The sequence below is a fragment of the Flagellimonas spongiicola genome (assembly GCF_023502425.1).
Taxonomy (GTDB): Bacteria; Bacteroidota; Bacteroidia; order Flavobacteriales; family Flavobacteriaceae; genus Flagellimonas; species Flagellimonas spongiicola.
This window is the reverse complement of record NZ_JAMFMA010000002.1, coordinates 1-12,007: the sequence shown is the minus strand read 5'-3', so window position 1 is coordinate 12,007 and position 12,007 is coordinate 1. Positions and strand designations below refer to the sequence as shown.

The following is a 12,007-nucleotide window of genomic DNA, read 5'->3' as shown; positions in this document are numbered from 1 at the left end:
GCGCTTTAATTCCTCATTTTGCCTTGCTTAAAGTGGCGTAATTGGGTGTATAGGATTTTCCGGATAGGATTTGTGCCATGTCCTCTTCCAGCGTTTCAATCGGACTTTCTACAATTCGGTTGACTTCTTTCCCATTTTTGTAGAACAATATGGTGGGCACTCTTAGAATGTTCAATCCTCGTTCCTCACCTGTTGGACTGGTTTTGACTTTACCTTCTCGTCGGTCCAATGCGACAATATCCAAGTTGTCCATTGGGAAATTGGATGCCTCTAGAATTTTAAGGATACGAGGGGTTTCCCGTTTACTATCGCCGCACCAGGTACCCAAAAATAGCTTTACATGGTATTCTTGTAGATTGGTTTTGAACACATCAATAAGGGATTTATCCACCGCATAAGCCTGATAGTTGGAATTGAACCAATCGCTATAAGGAGCATTCTGAAGACCTTCCAGCGTGATTTTTCCTAATAGAAAGGTTTTGCCATCTTCCAGTTTTACTTCTTGGTTAAAGCTTTGGGCGCAGCCTGTTGTTACCCCCAACATAAAAATTGCAATTAAAAAATGTTTCATGTTTTTCGGATTAAAGTTTCTCCGAAAATGCGTGATTTCTTAGGTGATTAAGATTTTCCTAGGTTGGATTTTGGGTCTAGACCCCCGGTGGATTTTAATTTTTGAAAAGCGCAACAACCTCTTGCCTTGAGCTGACATTCAATTTTTTGTAAAGATTGTTGATATGCGTTTTAATCGTGCTATGACTAATGAATAAGTCGGCAGCAATCTCTTTATTGGTCTTGTCTTCCATGATGAGTTGGACAATTTTTTGTTCTTGCGGGGTTAACATTTGCAGTTGAGCAGAACGGTTATTTTTTTGTCTCTTTTTATACCGATTGAGCAAATACAAGTTGAAGCTGACGGATACTGCCAACAACAACCCTAAAATCCATTGCCAATTCACGGGTTTTTCACCACTGAATGATGCTAATTGTTTATCCGCATTGATTTCTGCTTCAAATTGTCGGGTAAAATCAGCACCTACATAATTGTTGTTTAACCGCTCATGCAATCCAATATAATATGGATTGTTGGATACATCCTGCAAGTAATAGGGATAGGTCTCGTTTTTACGATCGGATAAAAAATCAAAAATGTATAATTCTGTGAGCGGTTCTTTTGCGTTTAGGCCAAATTCCTGTAAACGGGCAAACCATTTTTTGGAATTCAACTTTTGATTGGCCTCACTTCTAAAATCCATGAAGTCAAAAATCATTTCTTCCTTAAGTTGTGCAACCTGCAGTAATTGCCCTGATTTGCTATTTGAAGAATGAATTGTACAAAGGTCTTGGTCAGTAAATGAAATAGGGAAATGCACCGTGTCGTTATTATTGGCGATAAACAGTACACTTTGACTACTGTTGCACTGTCCCATAAAATGATGGGTATCATCTTGTTTTTCGCACTCGTCCAAATGGATTCGATAAATACGGTTTGTGGTGGAAAGATTGTCACCGACAAAGGCAAAATTGCCTACAGAATCCACGTAGGATCTACTTATGATCTGTTCCAAGTAAATGCGGGAGGACTTTCTGTAATCCTCCACTAAGGACAAATAAACCGGATTGCCAACAAATGTGGAATCTACTTGACCATGGAATTTATATTGACTGTGGCCCAATAATCCTATGAGCAATGCAATTATTGTAATCCTAAAACGCATACGGTTAACTCTGGATTTAAAAGTAAGGGTTTTGTGTAACAAATTACGGGTTTGTGCGACCTATATATGTCATCAATCAATTATCAAATCAATGAGTTTCTTACGTGTTTTATTGGCCATAATCTTCCCGCCCTTGGCGGTTATAGGAAAAGGTTGTGGTTCTTTCTTTATCGTTTTGCTACTAACTTTTTGTGGTTGGGTGCCAGGTGTAATAGGTGCACTTGTCATACTCAATAACACAAATTAGAACTTGGATTTCAATCTGCAAGCTCGGAGTAAGCCATAGGTTGTATCCTGCTCACAAATTCTTCGTATGCCAAGGCAGATAAATGCAATCCATCCGGAGCTATGTACTCAGGTTTTTCTAGACCTTTTCTGCTGATATCCGTAAAATCGGCGAACTGGCAACCTGTTTGCTCAGCAATAGTGGCTATAAACCCGTTGCACTTGTCTATCTCGGAAGAATCCTCATCAGAAGCATAGACGCTTCCCAAGGAACTATAGGTGTAATCCGGAATTGAAATGAGTATGACACGTTCTGGCTTATTATTGGCTAGATTAATTGAGTGTTCGACGAGTTCACTGAATTCCATCGTGAATTTTTCGTAATCAAGACCTTGAAACTGATTGTTTACACCAATCAAGAGCGTTATCAAATCATAGGAATCCCTGTCTAGTTCTTGAAAATTGCTTAATAGATTGTCCGTACGCCAACCATTTACGGCCAATATTTCTAAGTTGATGCGTGTGTTTAATTGTACCGCTAGCGAAGTTTGAAGTTGATTGGGAAAACTTTCTTCTTCAGAAATGCCAGTACCAAGCGTATAGCTATCACCTAATGCAGCATAATACAGCATTTTTTGAGCGGTATCATCTTCGTTGCTCTCGATTTTATTCTTATTCAGGGCAACGTTCTCATTTGCATTGGTCTGTATTGTGGTTTCAGCTTGGTTTTTTGTGCAGGAACTACCCAATAGCAGAAAAAAAAGGCAGATAATAGAGTGAAATACAATTATTTTCATAGCCATTAAAAGATACGAAAATAGTTGCGGACGCTAAATTCTGTGTTTTCGACAAAAACCATATGATCCCAACGATTAAATGTGGCTCTTTGTGCGTGAATGGTTATTTTAGGTGTTGAAATAATCCAACACAAAAAATATTGACCATTATGAAGACTATCCATAAAATTCTTTTTCTTGTTTTTACAGTTTTACTTGGCGCCTGCAATTTTACGGAGGAGATGTACCTCAATGAGGATGGTACTGGTAAACTCTCTATAAATTTTGACGGGTCCGAGTTGATGGAAATGGCCGGGGAAGAAATGATGAAAAGTGATGAAAAGGCCGTTGATTCCCTCATTTCCTTTAAAGATTTACTGGAAGAAAAAAAGGATAGTATTGCCCAATTATCTCCAGAAGAACAAGCAAAATTGAAGCGCTTGGAACCCTTTAACATGCATATGGTCATGAATCCTGAAGAAAAGGTGATGAAATTTGATTTGTTCAGTGAATTCACCAAAGTTGAAGAGGTTAATGATGCCTTCAACGCTTTTCAAGGCGCAAGTACTTTTGGGCCAGATAATGGAGGCGATAAACCGGGTGGATTGGGCTCCGAGGAACCAACCACTGAGGTGAACTATACTTTCGACAAGAAAACTTTTAGTAGAAAGGCCAAAATCCTGGACGAAGTTTTGTTTCAACAAGGGTTGGACAGTTTACAAGGCGCTGAGATGTTTCTTTCTGGCTCAACGTATACGCTGAAATACCACTTCCCAAGAAGGGTGAAATCCGCAAATGTGGAAGGAGCCACTTTTAGTGCAGATGGCAAGACACTATTCCTCGAAGTTGGATTTATGGAACTCATGAAAAACCCCTCTGCCTTGGATTTGGAGGTAGAGCTGGAAGACTAGGCTTCTATAGAGGTGCTTCGTATCTTTGCAGGATGAATAAAAAAGTTGCACTGCAGGATTTGGGGCTTAAGGACTATAAGGATACATGGGATTATCAAGAATTGCTTTTCCAAAAGATTGTAGACTTAAAAATCCAGAATAGAAGATCAGGTACTACAACTGAAACTCCCAACCATTTTCTTTTTGTTGAACATCCGCATGTTTATACACTGGGTAAAAGTGGTGATATCAATAATCTTTTGGTCAATGAAGCCCAACTAAAGGAGAAGGAGGCAACTTTTTACAAAATCAATCGAGGAGGGGATATTACCTACCATGGTCCAGGACAAATTGTAGGTTACCCCATATTGGATTTGGATAATTTTTTCACGGATATCCATAAATACCTTCGACTTTTGGAGGAAATAGTAATACGAACATTGGCAGAATATGACCTGAAAGCTGAACGTTCTGAAGGCGAAACGGGAGTATGGTTGGATGTTGGAACACCGTTTGCCAGAAAAATATGTGCCATGGGTGTTAGGGCAAGTCGTTGGGTAACCATGCATGGATTTGCATTTAATATTAATGCAGACCTTGGGTATTTTGATTTGATGATACCTTGTGGGATTAAGGATAAATCTGTTACCTCATTAAATGTGGAATTAGGAAAAAAGGAAGTGGACATGGAAGAGATAAAACAAAAATTGCTCTACCATTTCAATGACCTCTTTGAAGCAGAACTAATCACAAAAAAAGCCGAGGTATAGACCCCGGCTTTCATTTTTTGGTTGGTTAACGAACTATTGTTGGTAAGAAGTAAGCAAACTGATGCTTCTTAATTTCCCTCCTTTTTTATTGTAATCTTCGGTTTTAACCATTCCAACATCTTCTGCAAGCCATTGTTTGGTATACCCTGAACTTTTGATGCCCATTTTCATTTCAGTGGTATAGGTTAATATTTTGCACTGAAATGTTCCTGCAGGAGTAGTAACTGCTTCTTCACCAATTACAGTCCTGTCCACCATTTTTATAGTTGATGTCATCGCAATAGGAGCACCGGTAACGGTAATTTCCATTTCGGCATCAGGTAACACATCATATACAGACAGATTGTTGGGCAAATAAATATTGTTGCCATTAATATCCACTTCCATATTTTGAAACTGGCTGGTCATCCCAGAATTCATCATCGATTTAAAATCAATAGAAACCCCATCATTTTCACATTGCATACCATAAGTGGAATCTCCCAAAAGAGCATCTTTCTTATCATACATTTCCATGGTATACAAAATTTTGTCTCCGCCATCATTGATTACAGAATACGCTACTTTTCCTTCTTTCTTCATTTTGCCATTGTACAGGGAAATTTCAAATTTGGCCCCATCGGAAATAGGATAGTATTTACTGCAGTCCGTTTGCGCACATGCACCGGAAATTCCGATTACAAATGCCAATAAGCTGATTAACACATTTTTCATGATTACTGTTTGATAAATTCTACTCGTCTGTTTTGTGCCTTGCCATCTGGAGTGCTGTTATCCGCTAGGGGTTCACTTTCACCTTTTCCATCAACGGTCAATCGATTGCCGTTGACACCATAAACGGAAACCAGTGCATTTTTGACCGACTCGGCGCGTTTCTTTGATAAATCCATATTGTTCGTATCACTTCCGTCACTATCCGTGTGTCCAACAATCTTCAAATTGATGGTGGCATCTTGTTGGAGTACTTGGAAGATCTGTCGAATGATACCCATGGACTCCGGTTTGATATTGGCGGACCCAGTATCGAATAATATACCATTAGTGGAAATTTTTCCTTCTGCTATCAATTTGCGCCTTAAGTCAACGCCACCCTCCGCAATTTTAAGGTTGGAAATGAAAACGCCCTCTTTGCCATCTTTAAAGTTGTTGATGTGGAATTTTAAGGTATTTAGAACAGAGCCACTTGGAACCAATTGAGGTACATCAATGTATTTGACTTCATTGACCCAAAGTCGGAATCGAAGTTTGTTCACCGCTATGGATATATGTGGGTTATCTAAAATCTCATCACGGAAGTCCGCTTTCACCGTGCTACGGATTTCCCGTCTGTTATTGATTCTATTTTGTACGGTTACCCCAATTGCAGCGTATTGGCAAAAAGGTATTTCGGCATAAGCGTAGTTGGAACCTTCTGCAAATTTTTCATCATTGCTGAGCATGATTTGAAGTTGTGCGGTTGAAGAGGTATTTCGGTCCAATCCAACAGCTGCAATATCAAATTCTATAGTGTACTCCTCAGGGAGTTGAGGGGCATTGGGAATGTAATAAATATTGTATCCAGATTTTAACCCAAGCCATTTTTGCGGAGATTCACCAAGAGTGACTACTTCGCCACCGGCATTAGTATTCCATTTAGAAGGGAAGTCACCGATAAAATCGTTGCTGAAATCATCGAAGAACAACTGTTTGTCTCCTGGGACATAATCGAACTTACTATATACTTGAATGGTTTTTGGGCCACTGGAACCTAAGGGTGCTGTGGTTTGCCCATTACCAGACTGCCCACCTTGTGCATTAGGGTCACCTCCTGTTGGTTGCGGTTGATTAGGCCCTTGCTTGTTTCCTCCAGAGCCTGGCTCAAGTATACTGTCAAGTGCTTGATCTGTTTTTTCGGAAGTTTCCTTTTCTACGCGTCTTTCAACGGTTCGTTCCGCTGCTTTCTCGGCCTTTTTTGCCAGTTTTTTAAAAAATTGGGCATTGCCATTAAGACAAAAGCCAAAGACAAAAACAAAACCCAAAAGGATTTTGCCAGGGGATGAGGTTTTCATTTTTATAGTGTTTTGATTGTGTGTTCTTTAAACAAAAAGATTCTAGGTAAACTACAAAAGAAATCACCCGGTCCTTAGCCAAGATGTATGATTTGTTTGAACTAATGTATAAGTGGCAGTAAAGCGGTTTTAATTCATGCGGTAAACAATGATGGAATTTTCTTGATCCTTGGCAACTAATTCAAGTTTGCGGTCATTGTCCATATCCACTAGGTCTATAATTGAGTTGCCAAACACAGGAAAGTTGGGAATGCTCTTGGCTTGACTGTCATACAAATGGATTTTCTGGTTTTGAATGTCAGTAACGCTGACATAGATTTTGTCGTAGATGTAAAAAATCTTGGGTTTGGTGTAGACACCCAAATCAAGTTCCACCTTTTTGCCTTTTATGCTCAAAATATTGTCATCCATAAAAACAAGGGTTTTACTTGTGGTGTACATACCATGGTCAGGGCTCAGATTGAAGTTAGAACTTGTTAATTTTCCACGGGAATCCACTTGATGCAGCACACCCTTTTTATTGGTAACGGTAAATTTATCTTTATACAAAAACACTTCGTTGTCTGAAAAATCTATTTTTTCAGCAACTTTCAATCGTTCGCCTCCTGCGCGATGGAGTATTTTTAGGCTTTTGTCTTCCAGTTGAAACACCAGATAGTCTTTATTTGAAATTCTAAAATGTTTCGGGGAATTCAATATCGGACTTTGAGCACGGGTATACTTGAATCCATCTACTATTTTCCCACGATTGTTGTACATGAACACGCGTTCGCCTTGGGTAACTAAAAATCTATAATCTTTTCGACCTTCATAATCAAATACGGAAAGGGGGTTTAGGTTGCCTCCATCAAAGCTTATGCTGAACGGTGCCACTTCATCTCCATTTCGATCAAGAATCAAAAATTGGTTGTTGGTGCAAAATGCCAATTGTAGTCTCCCATTTTTATAGATGTCCACTTGCGCTATTCGACCTTGGATTTTACCCTCCAATTGTTTTTTCCAAAGGACTTTTCCGTCCGTGGAAATGAGATACAAAATGTTATTTTGATCTTGCACTACAATTTCTTGTTTGTTGGTGCGATGGTTTTTAACAAATTGGGGATCCACGATCAAATCAGTATCTAACTCTAGGGTAAACAAGGGAGTGACGGATTTGGATACAGTGCTTTTGGCGATTTTTGTGATCAGCATATTCGCATGAGAAAAACCGTTATCTGCAACTACTTGGGCTGCAAAGCAATGTTCCTCGAATTTTTTTGCATCAAACATTGAAGATAGACTCTCGGTCAAATACGATGTTGTCATTTGTTCAATTCCATTCGCATTGGCGATATAAAGTATAGATGCTTCATTGGCCAATTGGCCAGTTGCAGATGAGTAAGTAGCAGTATTCGAAAAGACAGAATTGCTTTTGTAGTTGCTGAGTAAGGTTTGCAAACCCTCCTTATTTTCTGAAAATATGAAGGTGTTTTCTAGTATAGTGCAGTAATTGGACTTAAAATCCTTGAGCAATGGCTCAAATCCTTTGTTCAGGAAATCTTGGGATTTTAATTCGATAATTTCACTGCCTTGGTAGTTGGACGTGCCATTGCTATCGGCGTTCACAAAATCCAATATATTTTCAGTGCCGTAAGCATTTAGAAGTACTAGTTTTTCAGCATTTACCTCTATAACCCCAAGTTCTTCAACCGTGTTGAACAAGGTGTCGATTGGTTTGACACGATCCAAATAGTCATTCTGGTTCTTAGCAAATTCGGAGTAATCGTCAAACGTATAAGAGATCAACCTCTTTGTGTTTTGAGGAGCATAGAGCGGTGTTTTGTTCTGCAAAGGAGAAGTGCCCTTGAATAAATTGATGAAATTTTGAGTGGAATCTGAAGCCAAGGTAACCCCACTAAAATTTATTTGGTCGGAGTTGGCTGTAAAATCCAAACTTATCCAATCAGCAAAAGCATCCAATGTCTGCTGATCGTCTTTCATGTGGGTGGATGCCATAGCGCTAGGTTCATCCATATTCATGAAAAAGGTTGCAGATTTACTAGTACTTGAACTATTGTATAAACGCTCCATACTACGATTGGTTCCCTTTGGATAAGGAGAGCGGATAATATTCTCAATCAAGATTTGATTGGAAGCTATTTGAAGTGCATCTCCTTGTGCAACACTATAGAATTCATTTCCATCCAAGGTGTATTTGGTGATGGAATTATTCTCATATGTCAGGGTTTCAACAGTTTTGTTTTCCAAACTATCAATGTCAAATTTAGTTTGGTTGCGCTTTAAGGTCAGGATGTATTCGTGGTTGTTCTTTCCAACCTCATAAAATGCAACCAGCGCATTATCATCAGTATTCAGGTACTGTAGGCCGTCCAATTTGTCAGTGAGTGCCTTAAAAAGCCCGTTTTCCTGTGTGATGTCCAAAAAAGAACTATTTTTCAACTCGCTTTTAAAATTGGACAAATTATTGATTTTAATAAGCAACGTGGAATTTGGTAAAACATGCCCCAATAGATCGTCTGTGCGTGGCACTTCGGGTTTACAACAAAGAAAGAATAGGGTTAATAAGGGTAGAAGCGCCTTAGATTTCATTTTTGAAGTTTGACACAAATTTAGGATTTTACAAACCCAGTGTCAACTGTTCTGGAAGTTGTCGGAAACTTTTTCGATGGTATTTCGTAATTCCATATTTTTTGATGGCCTCGCGATGTTCTTTCGTTGGGTACCCTTTGTTCTTTTTCCAATTATACATAGGGTATTCTTCATGAATCTTTAGCATATAAGCATCTCGGTGCGTTTTGGCCAAGACAGATGCGGCCGCAATACTCATGAACTTTCCATCACCCTTGATCACACATTCATATAAAATATCTTGGTAGGGTTTAAATCGATTACCGTCTACTAGAATCATGCTCGGTATGGAAGTTAACCCATCAAGTGCTCTATGCATGGCCAATATGGAGGCGTTCAAAATATTGATTTTATCAATTTCATCTTCAAAAACATGGCAAACTGAAAAACTTATTGCATCCTTCTCTAGGATAGGTCGCAAGTTCTCGCGTTTTAACTCCGATAGTTGCTTGGAGTCATTAAGTATGCTGTTCTTAAATCCCTCAGGTAGAATTATGGCACCGGCAGTTACCGGTCCGGCAAGACAACCACGTCCAGCTTCATCGGTGCCTGCTTCATTTGAAAATTTAAAATGACTTTTGAGCATAGGATTGAACAATTAACCGTAGCGGGACCGAAAACTAAGAAGAAATATGCAATTGGAAAACCTTGTGATTTTGTGAAATAAACTTTCACATTTCTTTAGAAACAAAACATATACCTTTGCCTGACCAATAGACTGGAATGAGAATATTATTTTTTGCCCTATTCTTTTTGTTGAGTTTTTCCTTGTTTGCACAACAGGATTCCATTCCACCTCCAAAAGAAACAGACTCTATTGTTGTTGAAAACGATTCCATACGTCCAAAAATGGAATTGGATTCCTTAAGAAGTCGGGATTCCATTAAGGTAAGAAAACCAAAGCTTAGACGGCCCAAAACCGTAGTACAACAAGTAGACACTATTTCCATAAAAGATTACAAGATTATCTCATATGCAAGGGATACCATTATATTGGATACATCCTTGACAATCCATAAAGAATATAAGTACAACTACCTGCGCACCGACGACTTTGAATTGATGCCTTTTGAAAACATTGGTAGGCCTTATAATACGCTGGGAAGAACCTTTGGCAGGGACTCCTATTATCCTAGACTGGGCGCCAGTGCCATACATTCCAATTATTTCGAAGTGGAGGATATCAATTATTATAACGTAGCCACACCAATGACGGAGTTAATGTTCAAAACTACGTTGGAGCAAGGGCAATTGCTTGATGCCTTGTTGGCTTTTAATTTTTCCAAACGATTTAGTGCATCAATAGCGTACAAGGGTTTTAGGTCCTTGGGGAAATATAGGTTTGATCAAACGCAAGCAGGTAATTTCCGAACCACTTTTGCATATTCCAATGAAAAAGGAAATTATGCAATACGCGGACATATTGCAGCACAAGATTTGGAAGCTGAAGAAAATGGCGGACTATTGGTAAGAGAGCAATTTGAAGGAGGCGAAGATGAATTTAGTGATCGCTCCAGGATTGATGTGCAATTTACAGATGCCAATAATCGTATTCTTGGCAAACGTTATTATTTTGATCATCAATTAAAACTGTTCAATGTAAAAAAGGATTCCACCAAAGGTCTCCCTACCTCATTGTCGCTAGGGCATGAATTTACTTACGAAACCAAGTTTTACGATTTTACCCAAACGGCACAAAATAGTGCTTTTGGAGATGACCCTTTTGTAACTCCAATAGAGGACCGAGCTAGACTTAAGACAATGTTCAATAAAGTATCAGCGGAGTTTTCCAATCGAATTTTGGGGCGATTGACAGGAACGGCGAGTCTTTATAACTATAATTATTTCTTCAACAGTTTATTGCAGACTGATGAGGGTATAATTCCAAATAAATTGGAAGGTGAGGAGCTTAGTATAGGAGGCACCTACTTTAAGGATTTGGGAAGATTGAGTTTGCAAGGGGACGTTAATTACACCATTACAGGTGATTTAACCGGAAATACGTTTAATGCGCAGGTAGATTATCAATTGAACGATAAGATCAGGATTACCGGGGCTATCCATGCCTCGTCTAGAATGCCAGATTTTAATTTCCTGCTATACCAAAGTGATTACAGAAATTACAATTGGTTAAATACAGGGGCATTCGAGAATCAGCAGATTCAAAATATCCGTTTCGGTTTGGATTCCAAACTGCTTGGTAAACTGGAAGCAGAATATAGTGCTATTGACAACTATACCTATTTTCAATCCACGGCCAGCCAGGATCAAATTGATGCTGGACAGGAAACCGCTTTTGTAAAACCGTTTCAAGAAGCCGGTACAATTAATCATTTGAGGGTAAAATATTTCAAGGAGCTCAATTGGAGAAAATGGGCCTTGGCAAATACCGTACTTTATCAGGAGGTAACACAGGACAATCAGGTGATGAACGTGCCTCAGTTATTGACAAGAAATACTCTTTATTATTCCAATGATATTTTCAAAAAGGCAATGTTCATACAAACAGGGGTGACCTTTAAATATTTTACTTCCTATAATATGAATGCCTACAATCCTTTGTTGGGTGAATTCTATATTCAGAATAATGAAGAGTTCGGGGCATACCCTTTATTGGACTTTTTTATTAATGCCAAAGTGAGGCAAACAAGAATTTATTTAAAGGCAGAACATTTCAATACTTTGTTTTCTACAGAGCCAAAATATTATTCAGCGCCAAACTATCCATATCGGGATTTTGTGATTCGGTTTGGGCTTGTTTGGAATTTCTTTTCTTAAAGTTGTCCTAACTCTAAATTAATTTCCTGTTGAAAAACAGCATGTTACAAATTAGTCTGTTTTTTTTGAAAAAAATATCCGAAAAACTGTTTGTTGGATAAAAATAACCTGCTTATATTTGCACCCGCTTAGCTGATAAGGCTGGGCGTTTTTTAAGTGTCGGGAAAGGGTTTTGGA

At 38.8% G+C, this 12,007-nt stretch carries 11 protein-coding genes; 4 read left to right on the top strand and 7 right to left on the bottom strand.

All coding sequences use genetic code 11. The features are described 5' to 3' along the window. Positions 1-13 precede the first annotated feature (13 nt). Both M3P19_RS06390 and M3P19_RS06385 read right to left on the bottom strand, forming a co-directional pair. The gene (locus M3P19_RS06390; RefSeq protein ID WP_249656822.1) at positions 14-571 is read right to left on the bottom strand and encodes a thioredoxin family protein; all 558 of its coding nucleotides are present in this window, start codon (positions 569-571) and stop codon (positions 14-16) included. A 94-nt stretch (positions 572-665) separates the two neighbouring features. Continuing rightward, entirely contained in the window at positions 666-1,715 is a 1,050-nt protein-coding gene (locus M3P19_RS06385) for a response regulator transcription factor (protein ID WP_249656821.1), read from the bottom strand. Positions 1,716-1,806: 91 nt separating this feature from the next. Between M3P19_RS06385 and M3P19_RS06380 the strand changes: the two genes are divergently transcribed. Continuing rightward, the gene (locus M3P19_RS06380) at positions 1,807-1,962 is read left to right on the top strand and encodes a YqaE/Pmp3 family membrane protein (protein ID WP_249656820.1); all 156 of its coding nucleotides are present in this window, start codon (positions 1,807-1,809) and stop codon (positions 1,960-1,962) included. A gap of 10 nt (positions 1,963-1,972) precedes the next feature. Here the strand turns inward: M3P19_RS06380 and M3P19_RS06375 are convergent, their stop codons facing one another. Then, entirely contained in the window at positions 1,973-2,737 is a 765-nt protein-coding gene (locus M3P19_RS06375) for an SGNH/GDSL hydrolase family protein (RefSeq protein ID WP_249656819.1), read from the bottom strand. Between the two features lie 149 nt (positions 2,738-2,886). On the opposite strand from M3P19_RS06375, the gene M3P19_RS06370 reads away from it, so the two are divergent. Both M3P19_RS06370 and lipB read left to right on the top strand, forming a co-directional pair. Next, positions 2,887-3,627 (top strand): hypothetical protein, encoded by a 741-nt coding sequence (locus M3P19_RS06370; RefSeq protein WP_249656818.1) that lies wholly within the window; start codon positions 2,887-2,889, stop codon positions 3,625-3,627. Between the two features lie 32 nt (positions 3,628-3,659). Then, positions 3,660-4,376, top strand: coding sequence for a lipoyl(octanoyl) transferase LipB (gene lipB / locus M3P19_RS06365; RefSeq protein ID WP_249656817.1), 717 nt, complete (start codon positions 3,660-3,662; stop codon positions 4,374-4,376). 33 nt (positions 4,377-4,409) lie between these two features. On the opposite strand, the gene M3P19_RS06360 is transcribed toward lipB, so the two are convergent. The 4 genes from M3P19_RS06360 to M3P19_RS06345 form a co-directional block, all read right to left on the bottom strand. Further along, positions 4,410-5,090: a TapB family protein gene (locus M3P19_RS06360; protein WP_249656816.1), complete on the bottom strand. Its 681-nt coding sequence runs from the start codon at positions 5,088-5,090 to the stop codon at positions 4,410-4,412. A gap of 2 nt (positions 5,091-5,092) precedes the next feature. After that, positions 5,093-6,424, bottom strand: a complete 1,332-nt coding sequence (locus M3P19_RS06355) for an OmpA family protein (RefSeq protein WP_249656815.1) — start codon at positions 6,422-6,424, stop codon at positions 5,093-5,095. A gap of 129 nt (positions 6,425-6,553) precedes the next feature. Next, positions 6,554-9,013, bottom strand: coding sequence for a ribonuclease HII (locus M3P19_RS06350; protein ID WP_249656814.1), 2,460 nt, complete (start codon positions 9,011-9,013; stop codon positions 6,554-6,556). A 28-nt stretch (positions 9,014-9,041) separates the two neighbouring features. Beyond that, entirely contained in the window at positions 9,042-9,638 is a 597-nt protein-coding gene (locus M3P19_RS06345; RefSeq protein ID WP_249656813.1) for a ribonuclease HII, read from the bottom strand. A gap of 137 nt (positions 9,639-9,775) precedes the next feature. On the opposite strand from M3P19_RS06345, the gene M3P19_RS06340 reads away from it, so the two are divergent. Continuing rightward, positions 9,776-11,830, top strand: coding sequence for a putative porin (locus M3P19_RS06340; RefSeq protein ID WP_249656812.1), 2,055 nt, complete (start codon positions 9,776-9,778; stop codon positions 11,828-11,830). The last annotated feature ends 177 nt before the right edge of the window (positions 11,831-12,007 follow it).

Excerpts from the sequence above, each read along its gene's own strand:
- M3P19_RS06385 (WP_249656821.1), bottom strand. The coding sequence starts at position 1,715 with ATGCGTTTTAGGATTACAATAATTGCATTGCTCATAGGATTATTGGGC.
- lipB (WP_249656817.1), top strand. The coding sequence starts at position 3,660 with ATGAATAAAAAAGTTGCACTGCAGGATTTGGGGCTTAAGGACTATAAG.
- M3P19_RS06375 (WP_249656819.1), bottom strand. The coding sequence starts at position 2,737 with ATGAAAATAATTGTATTTCACTCTATTATCTGCCTTTTTTTTCTGCTA.
- M3P19_RS06380 (WP_249656820.1), top strand. The coding sequence starts at position 1,807 with ATGAGTTTCTTACGTGTTTTATTGGCCATAATCTTCCCGCCCTTGGCG.
- M3P19_RS06355 (WP_249656815.1), bottom strand. The coding sequence starts at position 6,424 with ATGAAAACCTCATCCCCTGGCAAAATCCTTTTGGGTTTTGTTTTTGTC.
- M3P19_RS06340 (WP_249656812.1), top strand. The coding sequence starts at position 9,776 with ATGAGAATATTATTTTTTGCCCTATTCTTTTTGTTGAGTTTTTCCTTG.
- M3P19_RS06345 (WP_249656813.1), bottom strand. The coding sequence starts at position 9,638 with ATGCTCAAAAGTCATTTTAAATTTTCAAATGAAGCAGGCACCGATGAA.
- M3P19_RS06350 (WP_249656814.1), bottom strand. The coding sequence starts at position 9,013 with ATGAAATCTAAGGCGCTTCTACCCTTATTAACCCTATTCTTTCTTTGT.
- M3P19_RS06390 (WP_249656822.1), bottom strand. The coding sequence starts at position 571 with ATGAAACATTTTTTAATTGCAATTTTTATGTTGGGGGTAACAACAGGC.
- M3P19_RS06370 (WP_249656818.1), top strand. The coding sequence starts at position 2,887 with ATGAAGACTATCCATAAAATTCTTTTTCTTGTTTTTACAGTTTTACTT.
- M3P19_RS06360 (WP_249656816.1), bottom strand. The coding sequence starts at position 5,090 with ATGAAAAATGTGTTAATCAGCTTATTGGCATTTGTAATCGGAATTTCC.